The organism is Butyricimonas sp. BSD2780061689_150309_C8 (genome assembly GCF_015560935.1).
GTDB classification, from domain to species: domain Bacteria; phylum Bacteroidota; class Bacteroidia; order Bacteroidales; family Marinifilaceae; genus Butyricimonas; species Butyricimonas paravirosa.
Genome location: NZ_JADMSV010000002.1, coordinates 419,527 through 435,295, shown reverse-complemented (window position 1 = coordinate 435,295; position 15,769 = coordinate 419,527). Strand labels below are relative to the sequence as shown.

Annotated in this window: 18 protein-coding genes; 16 read left to right on the top strand and 2 right to left on the bottom strand. The window is 43.3% G+C overall.

Annotated features, from left to right (window positions below):
• Positions 1 to 24 precede the first annotated feature (24 nt).
• A complete protein-coding gene (gene pgl, locus I2I33_RS04425) occupies positions 25 to 723 on the bottom strand; it encodes a 6-phosphogluconolactonase (RefSeq protein ID WP_087419813.1) in 699 nt (232 codons plus the stop codon).
• 233 nt (positions 724 to 956) lie between these two features.
• The gene (locus I2I33_RS04420; protein WP_162613705.1) at positions 957 to 2,309 is read right to left on the bottom strand and encodes an MATE family efflux transporter; all 1,353 of its coding nucleotides are present in this window, start codon (positions 2,307 to 2,309) and stop codon (positions 957 to 959) included.
• A gap of 214 nt (positions 2,310 to 2,523) precedes the next feature.
• On the opposite strand from I2I33_RS04420, the gene I2I33_RS04415 reads away from it, so the two are divergent.
• The 16 genes from I2I33_RS04415 (at position 2,524) to atpA (ending at position 15,759) form a co-directional block, all read left to right on the top strand.
• On the top strand, positions 2,524 to 2,916 hold the full coding sequence (locus I2I33_RS04415; protein ID WP_087419815.1) for a hypothetical protein: 393 nt from the start codon (positions 2,524 to 2,526) through the stop codon (positions 2,914 to 2,916).
• A 215-nt stretch (positions 2,917 to 3,131) separates the two neighbouring features.
• Entirely contained in the window at positions 3,132 to 3,257 is a 126-nt protein-coding gene (locus I2I33_RS20420) for a hypothetical protein (protein WP_255378860.1), read from the top strand.
• A 33-nt stretch (positions 3,258 to 3,290) separates the two neighbouring features.
• Entirely contained in the window at positions 3,291 to 4,106 is an 816-nt protein-coding gene (locus tag I2I33_RS04410) for a MotA/TolQ/ExbB proton channel family protein (protein WP_027202969.1), read from the top strand.
• Positions 4,107 to 4,130: 24 nt separating this feature from the next.
• Positions 4,131 to 4,733 carry an ExbD/TolR family protein gene (locus I2I33_RS04405; protein ID WP_027202968.1) on the top strand — a complete coding sequence of 201 codons (603 nt, stop codon included), beginning with the start codon at positions 4,131 to 4,133 and terminating at the stop codon, positions 4,731 to 4,733.
• A 30-nt stretch (positions 4,734 to 4,763) separates the two neighbouring features.
• Positions 4,764 to 5,435, top strand: a complete 672-nt coding sequence (locus I2I33_RS04400) for an ExbD/TolR family protein (protein ID WP_027202967.1) — start codon at positions 4,764 to 4,766, stop codon at positions 5,433 to 5,435.
• Between the two features lie 4 nt (positions 5,436 to 5,439).
• Positions 5,440 to 6,264, top strand: coding sequence for an energy transducer TonB (locus I2I33_RS04395; RefSeq protein ID WP_087419816.1), 825 nt, complete (start codon positions 5,440 to 5,442; stop codon positions 6,262 to 6,264).
• Between the two features lie 110 nt (positions 6,265 to 6,374).
• Positions 6,375 to 7,313 carry a PstS family phosphate ABC transporter substrate-binding protein gene (locus tag I2I33_RS04390; protein ID WP_162613706.1) on the top strand — a complete coding sequence of 313 codons (939 nt, stop codon included), beginning with the start codon at positions 6,375 to 6,377 and terminating at the stop codon, positions 7,311 to 7,313.
• Positions 7,314 to 7,330: 17 nt separating this feature from the next.
• Entirely contained in the window at positions 7,331 to 8,986 is a 1,656-nt protein-coding gene (locus I2I33_RS04385) for a tetratricopeptide repeat protein (RefSeq protein ID WP_140402545.1), read from the top strand.
• A gap of 157 nt (positions 8,987 to 9,143) precedes the next feature.
• On the top strand, positions 9,144 to 9,536 hold the full coding sequence (locus I2I33_RS04380) for a hypothetical protein (RefSeq protein ID WP_087419818.1): 393 nt from the start codon (positions 9,144 to 9,146) through the stop codon (positions 9,534 to 9,536).
• Between the two features lie 136 nt (positions 9,537 to 9,672).
• Positions 9,673 to 11,184, top strand: a complete 1,512-nt coding sequence (atpD, locus tag I2I33_RS04375; protein ID WP_087419819.1) for a F0F1 ATP synthase subunit beta — start codon at positions 9,673 to 9,675, stop codon at positions 11,182 to 11,184.
• 142 nt (positions 11,185 to 11,326) lie between these two features.
• The gene (atpC, locus tag I2I33_RS04370) at positions 11,327 to 11,560 is read left to right on the top strand and encodes an ATP synthase F1 subunit epsilon (RefSeq protein ID WP_087419820.1); all 234 of its coding nucleotides are present in this window, start codon (positions 11,327 to 11,329) and stop codon (positions 11,558 to 11,560) included.
• Between the two features lie 7 nt (positions 11,561 to 11,567).
• Positions 11,568 to 12,701, top strand: coding sequence for a F0F1 ATP synthase subunit A (gene atpB / locus I2I33_RS04365; RefSeq protein WP_087419821.1), 1,134 nt, complete (start codon positions 11,568 to 11,570; stop codon positions 12,699 to 12,701).
• Positions 12,702 to 12,768: 67 nt separating this feature from the next.
• Positions 12,769 to 13,026, top strand: coding sequence for an ATP synthase F0 subunit C (gene atpE / locus I2I33_RS04360; RefSeq protein WP_027202959.1), 258 nt, complete (start codon positions 12,769 to 12,771; stop codon positions 13,024 to 13,026).
• 9 nt (positions 13,027 to 13,035) lie between these two features.
• Complete coding sequence (atpF, locus tag I2I33_RS04355; RefSeq protein ID WP_027202958.1) at positions 13,036 to 13,533, top strand: F0F1 ATP synthase subunit B; 498 nt, start codon at positions 13,036 to 13,038, stop codon at positions 13,531 to 13,533.
• Between the two features lie 11 nt (positions 13,534 to 13,544).
• Positions 13,545 to 14,093 carry a F0F1 ATP synthase subunit delta gene (locus I2I33_RS04350; RefSeq protein WP_027202957.1) on the top strand — a complete coding sequence of 183 codons (549 nt, stop codon included), beginning with the start codon at positions 13,545 to 13,547 and terminating at the stop codon, positions 14,091 to 14,093.
• Between the two features lie 91 nt (positions 14,094 to 14,184).
• Entirely contained in the window at positions 14,185 to 15,759 is a 1,575-nt protein-coding gene (gene atpA, locus I2I33_RS04345; protein ID WP_087419822.1) for a F0F1 ATP synthase subunit alpha, read from the top strand.
• The last annotated feature ends 10 nt before the right edge of the window (positions 15,760 to 15,769 follow it).

The following is a 15,769-nucleotide window of genomic DNA, read 5'->3' as shown; positions in this document are numbered from 1 at the left end:
AGGTGGTTTTTTAACCACCTTTTTTTATTCTGTAACCCGATCTGTGAAGAGGGTTGCTGTTGATGCATGAGAGAAGATATAGGACGCCGGGTATACTCCTTGTTTCTGCACGAGATGTTCCATTATTTCTTGTTTATCAGGTCCGATGACGGGGATTAATATAGCCGAACTTTTTAAAATTACGGTCCCTGTCATTGTAATTCTTTGTTGTCCGGTCTTCGGGTGGTGTGAAACCGCATAAATTCGTTGGTCGGTCAGTAGATTCATCGAATCACTGAATATGGAGGCCACGTGTCCATCAGCCCCAATGCCCAGTATCGTGCAGTCGAAACGGGGCATATTCGAGTAGCCGGGGAGTTCCCATTTTACCATTTCCGAATATCGTTCAGCTTCAACTTTAGGTTCTTGTTCTCCCCAAATGCGATGAATGTGATTTTGAGGAATATCCAGAGGCATGAAAAGAAGGCGTTCGGCATGTTTGAAATTGCTCTCGTCGTCTTCCGGCGACACGCATCGTTCGTCTACCCAGTAAAAGCGAAGAATGTCCCAAGGGATATTATTCCGGTATTCTTTTACCCATAATTTGAAGAGTTGTTGCGCCGTGGAACCTCCGGACAGGGCGATATGAAAAGGTTTCGATTTGCTTTTTTTAATCACCGTTATCAAAGTTTCGGTCATTGAACGCAATGTTTCTTCGGCAGTTTTATATACTTCTATTTTCATGATTGTATGGATCTAATTCGTACCTGTTTATACGATGCAAGTTACGGTTTATTCATGATATAAACAAGAAAAAAAGTTAAAAACCCTTACTGATTTTAGATTTATGATTTTAAATTTTAGATTCCAACCGCACGAGGCAAGCGCTTATTCTGTGATTTCGTGATCGCCGATTAGGTGGTTATAGAATCACAGAATCATTCAATCGGCAATCACGTAATCTTTTAATCTAAAATCTATAAGTTTGTAACTCGCCGCAGGCGAATGTTTTTCACAGATTTATTGAATCTACGGATGAAGAGGGTGGCAGCGAACATGAGGCCGCCACAGAATCCGGAGAGTAGTCCGGGAGCCCCGAAGTCGAGCAGGATTCCGGCAATATATGCTAGCGGTACGGCGACAAATAAATAGGAGACGAGAGCATAGATCATGGGGCGCTGCACGTCAGTGATGCCTCGTAAGGCTCCGAGTGCGGTTACTTGTAATCCATCGAAGATTTCAAACACGGCAACCACGAAGAATAGGTTGCGAGCCACTTTTATCACCTCGGGATCGGGCGTGAAAATGGATGCGATGGGGGCCCCGAAAAGGGCGTAGATCACGGCTGCTCCGGCCATGAAAATAACGGCAAGGCGGAGAGAAGCATGGGCGTAACGACGCATTTTCCCGATATTTCCCCGCCCGAATTCATGACTGACGAGTATGGTAGAGGCTCCGGCGATTCCGCTGGAGATCATGAATGTAAGTGAAATCATGGACATGACAATTTGATTTGCCGCAAGGGCAATGGTGCCTAACCATCCCATCATGACAGTGATGAGGCTGAGGGATAGAAATTCCACGACCATTTGTCCGGCTATGGGGTAGCCGACTTGTAATAGTTGTTTGATTTTCCGACGGCTCGTGTTGCTAAATTGAAAAAAACGGAATACGGGACTGTATATTTGGGAACGATGGATGTAAAGAAAAAAAGCAATAGGCATCATCAGGCGGGAGATTAATGTCGCTAGTCCCGCACCCGCTACCCCAAGAAATGGCGCACCGAATTTACCATATATAAATATGTAGTTCAGGAAAATATTCATCAAATTGCATGAAATCGTGATCACCATGGCTACCTTCGTGTTTCCGATTCCTTCCATGTATTGTTTAAATGTCATGAACAGGATGAACGGGATGACCGAGAATGAGGTCAGGATATAATATCCTTTGCATAATTCTACAACTTCTGCGGGTTGTCCCATCATGGAAAGGTAGGGCATGAGCATGAACAAGAAAAGGGTGAGTACGAGTGACACGGTTGTGTTCAGTAGAAGTGAATTTTGGAAAAATCCGGCTATACGTTCTTTATCATCAAGCGCATGAGCTTGGCCCACAAGTGGGGTTAGGCCGGTGGCAATACCCATGCCGACAACCATCGTGTTCATGATAATTGCTCCCGCTAATGACACGGCTGCCAATTCCGGGGCTCCGAGTTGTCCTACCATGATGTTATCAGCCATTTGTACGATCGCCTGACCGGCTAATGATAACATGATCGGGAAGGCTATGTTGATGTTCTGTTTGTAATACAGTGAGTTAATTCTCATGACTTGAATTTTAAAAACGGGGACAAAGATGTACATTTATTGTCACAAATAAAAATGTTGAAATCTTTTTGCGGGAAATGAAACTAGATTAATCATCGTTTCCGTATAATGAATAAGTGAAACGCAAAAATTTGAGAAATTTAACTATATATTAAGTCAAAAAATTGCGAGAATTGGAAAATATGTGTATTTTTGGTTTCGTAAATAGAGAGAAATGAAAGGATTGATATTTCGATATTTTTCGTTGTTACTCCTCTTTTTGGTCATCGGGGTAAATCTCTTTGGAAGTGAAGGTTCCAAGGGGAATATTCCTGTTTCTGATAAGGAGAACATAGAAAAAGCGTCAGAAGAATTCCAGATTTCCACTACCCCGTTTGATCAGCATGGAGTTTTTGAACGAACTTTAGAGTTTTCAAGTCGGCAGATTGTTAATAATGGAAGTCGGGAACAATTCTCCCTCTCGTTCTATCGGAAAACAGAACTTGCGTCACGTAGAAGTGAATTCCGGATGATGGAAGAAAAGACTTACGGGTATTTTTCCGATTTGCTGGGACTTCGACATCTTCAAGGTTTCTACGTGTTCGATTTGTGTAAAATCATTATTTAGCTATTCCTAGGTCCGTTTTGTCCAGTGTCACGAATGGTGATACCGGTGAGTTGTACTCGCTCATTGAAAGCGTGTTTTGATATGACATGCTGGTATAGAGGTGACTAATGTAATTATGGTATCTTTCTTCGGATACGGACGGACGAATTATATCCTTATTTTTCAGTGTATTATAAAATTGAATTTATTCATAAACGAATAATAATAGTAGACCTATGGAGAATAGTAAAGAAAATGCCAAGGGTTTTACCAACTCGGCATTATTTCAGACATTGTACCCGATCGTGATCATGTTAGTCATATTTGGTTTGGTTTTCTTGGCATTATACGTGGCATTATAATATTAAAGCGTTTAAAATATAAAAAATACTCCTATGAAAAAGACTGCAACAAAACAAGGAACAAGAAGAAGTTTAGGTATTTCTGCATTTCCGATAATCATTCTGTGTTTTATACTGGCAATGGTTATTTATCATTTCGTGTATGGTAATCCGGCTAATTTTATTAATAATGACCCGAATAATCATCCTATTCAGGGAAATTTGCTAGGTACGATTTATAAAGGGGGGATCATCGTTCCGGTTATCCAGACCTTGTTATTTACGGTATTGACTTTAAGCGTGGAGCGGTTGATTGCCTTAAAAAGAGCAAAAGGAAAGAAGAATTTGCAACAATTCGTGACGAAGGTGAAGAGTGATCTTGAGGAGGGGAATATTGAGGCTGTTCGCCAAGCTTGTGACGAACAGAAAGGAACCGTGGCAAACGTGATTAAAGCATCGCTTTCTACTTATTCACAGGTGTCAGTTTGTGACACGTTGTCGAAAGAAGAGAAACAGTTGGCAGTACGGAAAGATCTGGAAGAGGCTACCATGCTTGAGTTGCCGACGATGGAACAGAATCTGGGGGTAATAGCCACGATCACGACTTTAGGGACGTTGATGGGATTGCTCGGAACTGTAATCGGGATGATCAAGTCTTTCGCGGCATTATCTTCTGCCGGGGGAACGGATTCTATTGCCCTTTCTACCGGTATTTCGGAGGCTCTTGTGAACACGGCTTTCGGTATTGCAACCGGGGCGTGTGCTGTGATTGCTTACAATTTCTTCACTAGTAAGATAGACGGGATCACGCATAGTATTGACGAGATCGGAGCTTACTTGGTACAGAGTTTCACGATTAAACAACGCTAGTATACACTTGTTAATATATACGTTATGAGTCAGAAAATTAAAAAGAAATCAACGTTCATCGACATGACGGCCATGAGCGACGTGACGGTACTGTTGTTGACGTTTTTCATGCTGACTTCCACGTTTATCCAGAAAGAACCGGTGCAGGTGAACCCGCCGCAGTCGGTTTCTGAGATCAAGATTCCCGAATCAAATATCGTCTCTATTTTAGTCGAGCCAACGGGAAAGGTGTTCATGGGACTGGATAAACCACAGGATCGTATCGAGGTGTTGAAAAAGATGGGAGAGAGTTATCAGATTGAATTTTCGGATCAGGAATTGAAAAAATTCAGTCTGTGTAATTCATTCGGGGTGCCTATTCAGGGAATGAAACAATTCTTGGCATTATCATCGGAAGAACAGGATAAAGTGATCATGAATTATGGAATTCCTTGTGATAGCACGAATAACCAGTTTAAATCGTGGATGCAATTTGCCCGGGAGGTGAACAAGGACTTGGTGATCGCTATCAAGGCGGATCAGAAAACTCCTTACCCGTTGATTAAGGATATTATGGCAACGTTGCAGGATCTGCGAGAGAATCGTTATAACTTGATTACTTCGTTGCGTAATATGCCGGAGGTATGATAGAACCTTATAACTTGTAATTTATTTATTATGGCAGAAATACAACAAAAGGATAGCGGGGAACGCAAGAAAGGGAAACAGAAAAAATTCAGTATCCGGGTGGATTTTACGCCTATGGTGGATATGAATATGTTGTTGATTACTTTCTTTATGCTCTGCACGTCCATGAGTAAACCCCAGACAATGGAAATCAGTATGCCGAGGAAAGATTTGTTGAATGAGCAGGAGCAGAACAAGGTGAAGGCTTCCAAGGCAATGACTATTTTGTTGGGTAAGGAGGGGAGAGTGTACTATTATATGGGAGAGCCGGACTACGAGAATCCCGATATGGTGCAGGAAACCGATTTTTCCCCGAACGGTTTGCGTGCAATCTTGTTAGGACGTAATCAGGTGGTGATGCAGAAGATCCGGGAATTGAAACAAAAGAAAGCAAACTTGGAGATCTCGAACGAGGAATACCTGAAAGAGGCTGCCGAGATCAGAAAAGATAAGGATTCTCCCGTTATATTGATCAAGGCTACCGATTTTGCGAATTACAAAAATTTGATTGATGTGCTCGATGAGATGCAGATATGTAATATCGGACGGTACGCGATCATGGATATAACTCCGGGGGATTTGCGATTGTTACAGGATAAGACACACGACGGGTATGCCGATGATTTGAAAGAAGTCATCGAGTACCGGGAGTTAAAACAATAAGACCATGGCAAAGGATATAAATGTAAATTCGGTAGAGTGGTGTGATCTGATATTCGAAGGAAAGAATAAGGATTATGGGGCTTACGAGTTGCGTAAACACTCTCCCCGGCGTCACTTGACGGCCTATGTCGTGATTATAGGTTGTGTGGTTCTGGCAATGGTTCTTCCGGCTTTTGTTCGTTTCCTGACACCCGTTAAGGCGCAGGAAAAGATGGTTACGGTGACGGAATTGTCTGATTTGAAGATGGATTTGCCGGAGGTGAAGGAAGAGAACAAGATCGTGGCGGTGAATGTTCCGCCGCCACCGACGTTGAAGACAACGATTAAGTTCACGGCTCCCGTGATTAAGAAAGATGAAGAGGTTCGTGAGGAAGACGAGATTAAAACGCAGGATGAGGTGAACCAGGCGAAAGCAGCGATTTCCGTGGCGGACGTGAAGGGTAATGACGAGGAAAACGGTAAGGATATTGCTGATCTGGAAGACCATAAATTGATCGTGGCAAGTGAAGATGAGGTCTTTCAAGTGGTGGAACAAGCTCCCGAATATCCGGGAGGTATGGCTGCCTTGATGAAATGGATCGGTAAAGAGATCAAGTATCCTTCTATTGCCCAAGAAATGAATATAGAGGGAAGAGTAATCGTACAATTCGTGATCGGACGGGACGGGTCGGTACGTGATGTACAAGTGTTGCGTACGGTCGACCCGACGCTGGATAAAGAAGCTGTTCGCGTGGTAAAGGCCATGCGTAAATGGATTCCCGGAAGACAGCGGGGTGAACCGGTTTCCGTGCGGTTCACTTTACCGATCACGTTTAAATTACAACAATAAAAGAAATGATTCTGAGATTTAGTGATTGCCGATTAGGTGATTAAAAGAAAGCGTTGGACAGCGAGTGAAAATTACTAAATCTAAAATCGTAAATCTAAAATTAAAAAGGTATGAATATTCGAATCGGCTTTTGGCTGTTATGCCTGATCTCCCTTGTGGCTTGTAAAGGGAAAACTTCAGGAGTACAAGATACCTTGTTTAGCGGGGTAATTCGAGTTGCAGTCGATGAAACGCTGTCTCCCTTGGCCGAGGAAGAGATTGCAGTTTTCGAAGCGCAATATAATCAGACAGGTATCGTCCCGATATATACGAGTGAAGTGGATGCAATAACCCTGTTGTTACGCGACAGCGTGCGCTGGGTGTTGGCCACACGCCCTTTATCGGGGGACGAATTAGAGTCATTCCACAGCAATAAGTTTTTTCCGGAGTCCATCAAGATAGCTACTGATGGTGTTGCTTTGATTGTAAACAGGCAAAATGCCGATTCGATATTTAACGTGAGTACTTTAAAGAAAATATTTTCCGGTGAGATAACACGTTGGAACCAATTGTCGGCGGACTCGAAATTGGGAGAAATACAAGTCGTGTTTGACCACCGGAATTCCAGCACAGTACGTTACGTGCTGGATTCGATATGCGGGCGGGGTAACTTGTCTGATCGATGTCATGCCGCCGGAACGAATCGGGATGTCATCGAGTATGTTACTCGAACTCCCGGTGCTATGGGGGTAATCGGGGTCAATTGGATTAGTGACGAACAGGATTCTTTATGCCGGGATTTTCGAAAAGAAATACAGGTGGCACGGATCAGTCGTGCGGAGTTACCTACTTACGGGAATAGTTACCAGCCTTACCAGTATTATCTCTACACGGGGCAATATCCATTGTCTCGTGATATATACATTTTACTGAATGATCCCCGGAGCGCACTCCCAACCGGGTTAACCTCCTTTTTTGCAGGAGCAAGAGGACAGCGAATCATATTGAAAGCCGGATTGTTACCTGCCACGATGCCCGTGAATATCGTGAACGTGAGGGACCAACTTTAATGAATAATTTTAAGATCATGAAAACGAAATTAATTATATGCGGATTATTTTGCTTGCTGGCAGCGACGAGCGTGAAGGCAGCAGACAATAAGGTCGGAATAGATCTTTATGAATCGGGAATGATCGGGGCTGCCAAGGCTTTTTTCCTCGATAATTTGCAGCAACAACGAGAGGGTGTTTTGCAAGCAGAAACCTGTTACTATCTGGGAGAATGTTATCTGGTGTTGGGACTTCGTGATTCTGCCGGGATATACTACCAGGAAGGGATAGAGTTTATGCCTGACTATTCTTACAACCGGATCGGGGTAGTTGGGTTGAAATTGGGGAAAGATGTGGACGGTGAAGAGTTGTTCAAAGAGGTGTTTACAAGCAAAAAAGACAAGAAAGATGCCGGCGTGCAGTTGGCAATAGCCAGAGCATATTTGTATGCAGGTAATATGACAAAAGCAATGGAACACGTGAATCAGGCGAGAGAGTTGGATGCTAAAAGTGGGTTGCCATACTTGGTGGAAGGAGATATTCTGGCTGCACAGGGGAAAGTTGGGGAGGCTTGTGCCAAATACGAAATGGCCGCTTATTTTAGTCCGGATTGTGTGGGAGCATACTTAAAACAGGCTCGCTTGTATATGTCGGCCAATCGTTCCTTATCGTTGGAAAAGTTGGATAAGGCCCGGGAAGAATCCCCGGAATTTTGTGGTATCTATTGTATATTAGGGGAGCTGTATGAAATGGCCGGAGATAGTAAGGCTGCTGCTGATAATTATTCTAAATTTATTCAGTCAGGGTATTATGATCAGGATCATTTGTTGCGGTATGCCGGTATATTGTATTTCGATAAACAGTATGAAAAGATGTTGCCTGTACTTCAATCCGTGTTGAAAGAAAAGCCGGAAGATTTGGTGGCAAAACGTTTATATGCTTATTGTCTTTCTAAACGGGAGAATGGGGAAAAATGTCTGGAGGCTATAAAGCATTTTATAGAATCTACTCCCGAAGAGAGTCAGATTTGTCAGGATTATCTTTGTTACGCGGAACAGTTGACCGTGAAAAAAGAATATAATGAGGCAATTACTTATTATAAAAAGGCATTGAATGCGGATTGCAAGCGTCAGGAGTTATTGAAAGATATTGCGGATCTTTTCGTGAAAAATAGAGATTTGGATTCGGCCGTGGTCTATTATCAGCAATATTTTGATTTTGTGGAGGAACCGGCCGCGGAAGATTTGTTGAAACTGGGGAAATGTTACTATAATCTGGCTTGCCAGGATTCGGTGCCGGAATTGCAAAAGGAAGAGCTGATAAAAGCAGATACTTTATTCAAAGAGTTAAGTATCCAAGTTCCTAATAGTTACGTGAGTTATTTTTGGCGGGCCCGGGTAAATTCCATGCTTGATCCGGAAACAACGAAGGGGTTGGCAAAACCATATTATGAGAAAGTGATAGAAATAGGATCAGTACAACCGGAACGTTATAAACGGGAACTGATAGAAAGTTATAAATACTTGGGATATTATCATTACGTGATTGCTGATGCTATTACCACAAAAAATAATGGGAATCCTGATCCGGCAAAAGGAGAATACGGGGAGGCAAAGTCATTTTTCTCTAAAGTATTAACGTTGGATGCCAAGGATGAGGTGGCATTGAAAGCTCTTGAGAGTATTAAGCTGTGAATCGGTAAAAGTGTGTCGATTGTGGGGGTATTCTTGTATTAGAATATCCCCAATTTTAATAAAATGAAAATTTAGTATTCGTAAAAGATTAAGTTTTGGTACGGAAATTGCTTTATAGCGGAAGAGTTGTTTATTGAATATTTAAATAGATTGAATTATGAAGTGGATTTTGCGGGCGATACCAATTTTACTTTTGATGGTTTGTTTTGGAGGGCAGGCTATGCCGGAGGACATGCCAAGAGAAAGAAGAGTGGAGACCACCGGGGAATCGATGAATAGTTCAGAGATTACAGCTACTTTTTCGGCAATTGATCTGACGGACGTGTATGATTTTCTGGAGAAGTCATTTATGTTGACGGATATTGTGGATTTACCCGAGGATGTAGAAATTCAAAAAGACAAACGGGTGAGTTCTGCGAAAGAGATTCTTAAACAAGGTATTGATGGAAAGAATAGTCATGACGCGTGGCGTGATGAAATCTTTGATTACTTGTCTATGAAACATATCCAGGGATTTTATATTTACTGGATGAATAAAATGATTATTTAATTTGTAATAATCATATAAACGTATTATCGGAATTCAGTACATGGCCTGAATATAATATGGCTGGGAGGAAACTATTCCGAGTGAATATACGTTAAAGTTATAAGTTAGTATTTAAAGAACGTTTAAATCATATATTATGACACAGAAAGTCGGATACGTGACACAAGTGATTGGTCCTGTTGTGGACGTCATTTTTGAAGGTGGAGGGGTTGACTTACCTCCTATTTACGAGGCTCTGGAGATTGAGAGGGAGAATGGCTCGAAGTTGATTGTCGAGGTGGAACAACACGTGGGAGAAGATACCGTGCGTTGTGTAGCAATGGATACAACCGACGGTTTATATCGCGGTATGAAGGTTTTGGATTTAGGACGGACCTTGACGATGCCCATGGGGGACCAGATAAAGGGACGTTTGTTGAACGTGACAGGTGATGCTATCGACTACCTAGCCCCATTGGATTACAAGGAAACGAGTTCTATACATCGAGAGGCACCGAAATTTGAAGATTTGTCTATTAAGGAGGAATTGCTGCTTACGGGAATTAAGGTGATCGATCTGTTGGAACCTTATTCTAAAGGAGGAAAGATCGGTCTGTTCGGGGGTGCCGGAGTTGGTAAAACTGTGTTAATCATGGAGATGATTAATAATATTGCCAAAGGACATAATGGATATTCCGTGTTTGCCGGGGTTGGAGAACGTACCCGGGAAGGGAACGATTTGTTGCGGGAGATGATAGAATCGGGGGTTATCAACTATGGTGACAAGTTCAAGGAGGAGATGGCAAAGGGGAAGTGGGATTTGGAGAGCGTGGATATGGAGAAGGTGAGCCAGTCGCAGGCAACATTGGTTTTCGGACAGATGAATGAACCTCCCGGGGCTCGTTTACGAGTGGCTTTGTCCGGGTTGACGGTTGCGGAAATGTTTCGGGATTCGAATGCTGGTGGAAAAGAAATTTTGTTCTTTATTGATAATATTTTCCGTTTCACGCAAGCCGGGTCGGAGGTTTCGGCCCTGTTGGGACGTATGCCGTCAGCAGTGGGTTATCAGCCGACATTGGCATCGGAGATGGGTAAGTTACAAGAACGTATTACTTCTACGAAGAATGGTTCAATTACTTCTATTCAGGCCATTTATGTTCCGGCAGATGACTTGACAGATCCCGCACCGGCCACAACGTTCAGCTTCTTGGACGCCACGACGGTGTTGAGTCGTAAGATCACCGAATTGGGTATTTATCCGGCGGTAGATCCATTGGAATCTTCTTCGCGTATTCTTGATCCGGCAATTGTTGGAGAAGAACATTATCAAACCGCGCAAAGAGTGGTCGAATTATTGCAGCATTACAACGAGTTGCAGGATATTATTGCAATTTTGGGTGTTGATGAATTATCTGATTCGGATAAAATCGTGGTGGCACGGGCTCGTCGGGCGCAACGTTTCTTATCGCAACCTTTCCACGTGGCAGAACAGTTCACCGGAATTCCCGGGGTTATGGTTCCATTGGAAGAAACGATTCGCGGTTTCAAGATGATTCTCGATGGGGATATGGATGAATATCCGGAGCAGGCATTTATGAATACCGGAACCATTGATGATGTGATCAAGAAAGGGAAAGAGATGATTGAACAAGCGAAGAAAAGAAATTAGAGAATGTAAAATTTAGAGTTTAGAATGCAAAAGATTCCGTGATTGCCGATTCGATGATTAAAATCACTTAATCGAAAATCATTAAATTAATTAATCGATAGGATCTAAAATCTAAAGTTTAAAATCTAAAATAATTAAGGTCATGATTTTAAGAATAGTATCTCCGGAAAAAGTGATTTATAAAGGTGAGGTGCAAATGGTGAAATTGCCTGGTACGGTGGGTCAGTTTACCGTGTTGGAAAATCATGCACCGTTAGTATCTACGTTGACTCCGGGAGAAATTGTCTATAAAGGGTCAGAAGAGGAAAAGAGTGTACAGATTCGCGGGGGAGTTGTGGAAGTTCGGGACAATAATGTGGTGGTTTGTATAAATTAATGCACCTATGAAGAATGATTTGAAATATATATTGTTGACACTTGTTCTGTTGGTCGGAACGCTAACTGCGGGTGCGGTTAGAGTGGCCGCAACGGGTGTTAGCGGGGAAGAATCGCAACAGGTCGAGGACGAGCTTGCCGTACGGGTGGATTCCGTGATGCAGCAGGAGGAACGAGAGGATAAGGCTTTTGACCCTAAAAAGACTATTTTCGAGCATTTGGGGGACGAGTATGGATGGACGATTATCGGAAAGGTAACCATACCTCTGCCCGTGATTGTTCGGGATAATGGAGGGGAATGGTATTTTTTCAGTTCTTCACGTTTAGCAGACGGGAAAACATATAAAGGATTTCATATTGCCGGGGAAGGAGCTTATGAAGGGAAGATCGTGGGGGTAGATGCTACCGGAAACGAATATCGTCCTTATGATTTTTCTATCACCAAAAACGCTTTTTCCGTGATGATTAGCGGGCTGATCACGATGTTGATCGTGTTCTCGTTAGTTCGATTTTATAAAAGGAAAAAGTTTAAGGCCCCGCGTAAGGGAATGGGTGGTCTGGAAATGATCATCGAAATGTTATATAAAGAAGTTATTGTCAGTGTGCTGGGAAAGGAATCCAAGCGATACGCACCCTATCTGTTGACGTTGTTCTTTTTTATATTCGTATCCAATATGATGGGGTTGATAGCTGTATTCCCGGGAGGGGCGAACGTGATGGGAAATATGTCAATCACGCTGGTTTTGGCATTATGTACTTTCGTGGTGATTAATGTTTCCGGGACGAAAGAGTACTGGAAAGAGATATTTTGGCCGGATGTGCCTATGGGATTGAAATGTCCGGTACCCTTATTGCCTGTTATCGAGATATTCGGAGTGTTCACGAAACCGGTGGCTTTGATGATTCGTCTTTTCGCTAATATGTTGGGAGGACACTTGATTGTGTTGGTGTTAATTTCGTTGATCTTTCTGTTTAGCGTGATGGGACAGGTGGTATTGGGCGTTACAACGGTATTTTCGGTATTGTTTGCCGTGTTTATGAACTTGATTCACGTGTTGATCGGGTTTATTCAAGCATACGTGTTTATGTTGCTTTCAACAATCTTTATCGGGTTGGCGAGAGTGAGGAAAGTTAAAAGCTAAAAACTTAAATCTAAAAGTTTGAATTTAAAATCTAAAATTATCAAATCTAAAATTAATAAATAAGGTTATGGAAAGTTTGATTTTATTGGAAGTAGCAGCAGCCGGGTTAAGTCTGGCTAAGATAGGTGCATGTGTTGGAGCTGGTTTGGCAGCTATTGCTGCAGGTATTGGTATCGGTAAGATCGGTTCTTCGGCGATGGATGCTATTGCCCGTCAGCCGGAAGAGACTAACAATATCAGAACCAATATGATCGTGATTGCGGCTTTGATCGAGGGTGTTGCTCTTTTTGCAATTATCGTTTGTTTATTAGCATTGTTTGTATAAAAAGAAGCTATGTCATTATTTACACCGGAATTCGGATTAGTGTTTTGGATGCTGGTTGTCTTTTTGATTCTTTTCGGCATTCTGGCAAAATACGCCTGGCCGGCTATTGTCCGGATGATGGACGAGCGGGCTGATTTTATTGATAAAGGCGTAGAGTATGCCCGGGAGGCTAAAAGAGATCGTGAAAAGGCACAAGAGGATGCCAAAGATTTGCTGACGGAAGCCCGTAAGCAACAATTAGAGGTATTGCAGCAGACAGAACGGCTGAAACGGGAGATGATAGCGGAGGCCCGAAAAGCGGCAGAAAACGAGGCAAAACAAGTGAGGGAGGCTGCCAATTTGTCGATAGAGCAGGCAAAACGGGAAGCAGAATTACAATTGCGTAAACAAGTGGCATCCCTGTCTTTGCAGGTTGCAGAGAAAGTGATGCGTAAGGACTTGGCTACCGATAAGAACCAGATGGAACTGATCGGTAAGTTGTTGAACGAGCTTGAGAATAAAGAGTAAAGGAGGAGAGTATGGACGAAGGATTGATTGCTCGAAGGTATGCAAAGGCCGTGTTTCGATACGCGCAGGAGTTAAATGCTGCTGATGCAGTGTATGAGAAGATGAAATTATTCGAGAAAAATTATATCGCTCATCCCGACTTGCAGAAAGCTTTGTTAAATCCGTTGTTATCACCCGAGGATAAGGAAATGCTGCTCTCCACGGCTATCGGGATAGAACCGGGAGAGGCGTACATCAAGGGTATTCGTTTGTTGATAAGAAACCACCGGGAAATGTATGTCAGGTCAATTTGCCTGATGTTTCAGAAGATTTACCGGGCTGCAAACGGGATTATCCGGGTGAAGATCATCACGGCGATGGAGTTGTCGGACGAGACGATGGATAAAATCAAAGAGTTCGTGCGGCGTCATACTGATAAGACAATAGAGTTTGTCCATAAGGTTGATCCCTCGATTATCGGAGGTTTTATATTACAGATCGGGTCCCGACAACTAGATGCCTCGCTGATGAAAGAGCTGAAGGAGATGAGTCTCCAGTTTGGATTTTTAGATTATAAATGAATCTTTCGGGAGAATGACAAGAGGAAGGTGTTAGCCTTGTGAGGTCGGAATTTAAAATCTAAAATCATTAAATCTAAAATTATTTAGGGTTATGTTGAAAGCGAATGAAATATCAGATATTTTAGAAATGCAACTCAAGGAGGTCGATACGAAGATGGCTTTCGAAGAGGTGGGAACCGTGATGGAGGTTGGTGACGGGGTGGCCCACGTGTTCGGACTGGATAATGTGCAGGCTAACGAGTTGCTGGAATTTGAGAACGGGGTTCGTGGAGTTGCCATGAACTTGGAGGAAGATAATGTGGGAGTGATTCTGATGAATGCCGGTGATCGGGTGAAGGAAAATTACACGGTGAAACGTACGGGAAGTATTGCCTCCGTAAAGGTGGGAGAGGGATTGCTCGGACGGGTTGTCAACACGCTGGGTGAACCTATCGATGGAGCCGGACCCGTTGAAGGGGAATTGATACAGTTACCATTGGAACGTAAGGCTCCGGGGGTAATCTATCGTCAGCCGGTGAAAGAACCGTTACAGACAGGGATCAAGGCGATTGATTCCATGGTGCCGATCGGACGGGGACAGCGGGAGCTGATCATCGGAGACCGCCAGACCGGAAAGACATCTATTGCTGTGGATACGATCTTGAACCAGAAAAGAAATTTCGATAACGGTGATCCGATTTATTGTATTTACGTGGCTATCGGTCAGAAAGCATCATCAGTAGCCATGTTGGTGAACACGTTGCAGGAGAGAGGTGCGATGCAGTACACGGTCGTTGTTGCGGCAAACGCATCCGATTCGGCAGCTATGCGTTACTATGCGCCTTTTGCGGGAGCGACGATCGGAGAGTATTTCCGGGACAGTGGTCGTCACGCATTAGTTGTGTATGATGACCTTTCCAAACAAGCTGTCGCTTATCGTGAGATTTCTTTGATTTTGCGTCGTCCTTCTGGGCGTGAGGCTTATCCGGGAGATATATTCTATTTACATTCTCGTTTGTTGGAACGGGCAGCGCGAATTATATCCAGTGATGAGATGGCACAGACGATGAATGATTTGCCGGATGTGTTGAAACCCACGGCCAAAGGAGGTGGTTCATTAACCGCATTGCCGATTATCGAGACTCAGGCAGGAGACGTGTCGGCGTATATTCCGACCAACGTTATTTCTATCACGGACGGGCAGATTTTCCTTGAGGCCGGATTGTTCAACGAAGGGGTACGTCCCGCGATTAACGTGGGAATCTCAGTATCCCGTGTCGGTGGTAATGCCCAAGTGAAAGCTATGAAGAAGATTGCCGGAACATTGAAGATCGATCAGGCCCAGTACCGGGAATTGGAGGCCTTCTCTAAGTTTGGAGGAGATATGGATTCCGTGACGGAAATGGTGATCGATAAAGGGCGTAAGAACGCTCAGTTATTGATTCAGCCCCAGCATGCACCGATGCCCGTGGAGGAAGAGATTGCCGTGATTTATTGCGGTACACAAGGGTTGTTGCGTAACGTGGAGTTGAAACATATAGCCGAGTTTGAGAAGATGTTCTTGGAGATATTGCGATCCAAATACCAAAAAGAGATTTTGGAGCCATTGCGGGAGGGGGTTCTGGATGAAAATGTATCTAAATTATTAGAAGAAGTAGCCACGGAAGTGGGGCAGACTTTTAATTAGTTCATAAAGT

What these genes read in the sequence shown, in the direction of transcription:
- I2I33_RS04405 (WP_027202968.1), top strand. Translation starts at nt 4,131, where the DNA reads ATGAGTCAGAAAATTAAAAAGAAATCAACGTTCATCGACATGACGGCC.
- I2I33_RS04395 (WP_087419816.1), top strand. Translation starts at nt 5,440, where the DNA reads ATGGCAAAGGATATAAATGTAAATTCGGTAGAGTGGTGTGATCTGATA.
- atpE (WP_027202959.1), top strand. Translation starts at nt 12,769, where the DNA reads ATGGAAAGTTTGATTTTATTGGAAGTAGCAGCAGCCGGGTTAAGTCTG.
- I2I33_RS04415 (WP_087419815.1), top strand. Translation starts at nt 2,524, where the DNA reads ATGAAAGGATTGATATTTCGATATTTTTCGTTGTTACTCCTCTTTTTG.
- I2I33_RS04385 (WP_140402545.1), top strand. Translation starts at nt 7,331, where the DNA reads ATGAAAACGAAATTAATTATATGCGGATTATTTTGCTTGCTGGCAGCG.
- atpA (WP_087419822.1), top strand. Translation starts at nt 14,185, where the DNA reads ATGTTGAAAGCGAATGAAATATCAGATATTTTAGAAATGCAACTCAAG.
- I2I33_RS04350 (WP_027202957.1), top strand. Translation starts at nt 13,545, where the DNA reads ATGGACGAAGGATTGATTGCTCGAAGGTATGCAAAGGCCGTGTTTCGA.
- pgl (WP_087419813.1), bottom strand. Translation starts at nt 723, where the DNA reads ATGAAAATAGAAGTATATAAAACTGCCGAAGAAACATTGCGTTCAATG.
- atpC (WP_087419820.1), top strand. Translation starts at nt 11,327, where the DNA reads ATGATTTTAAGAATAGTATCTCCGGAAAAAGTGATTTATAAAGGTGAG.
- atpB (WP_087419821.1), top strand. Translation starts at nt 11,568, where the DNA reads ATGAAGAATGATTTGAAATATATATTGTTGACACTTGTTCTGTTGGTC.
- I2I33_RS04390 (WP_162613706.1), top strand. Translation starts at nt 6,375, where the DNA reads ATGAATATTCGAATCGGCTTTTGGCTGTTATGCCTGATCTCCCTTGTG.
- I2I33_RS20420 (WP_255378860.1), top strand. Translation starts at nt 3,132, where the DNA reads ATGGAGAATAGTAAAGAAAATGCCAAGGGTTTTACCAACTCGGCATTA.
- I2I33_RS04400 (WP_027202967.1), top strand. Translation starts at nt 4,764, where the DNA reads ATGGCAGAAATACAACAAAAGGATAGCGGGGAACGCAAGAAAGGGAAA.
- I2I33_RS04420 (WP_162613705.1), bottom strand. Translation starts at nt 2,309, where the DNA reads ATGAGAATTAACTCACTGTATTACAAACAGAACATCAACATAGCCTTC.
- I2I33_RS04410 (WP_027202969.1), top strand. Translation starts at nt 3,291, where the DNA reads ATGAAAAAGACTGCAACAAAACAAGGAACAAGAAGAAGTTTAGGTATT.
- atpF (WP_027202958.1), top strand. Translation starts at nt 13,036, where the DNA reads ATGTCATTATTTACACCGGAATTCGGATTAGTGTTTTGGATGCTGGTT.
- I2I33_RS04380 (WP_087419818.1), top strand. Translation starts at nt 9,144, where the DNA reads ATGAAGTGGATTTTGCGGGCGATACCAATTTTACTTTTGATGGTTTGT.
- atpD (WP_087419819.1), top strand. Translation starts at nt 9,673, where the DNA reads ATGACACAGAAAGTCGGATACGTGACACAAGTGATTGGTCCTGTTGTG.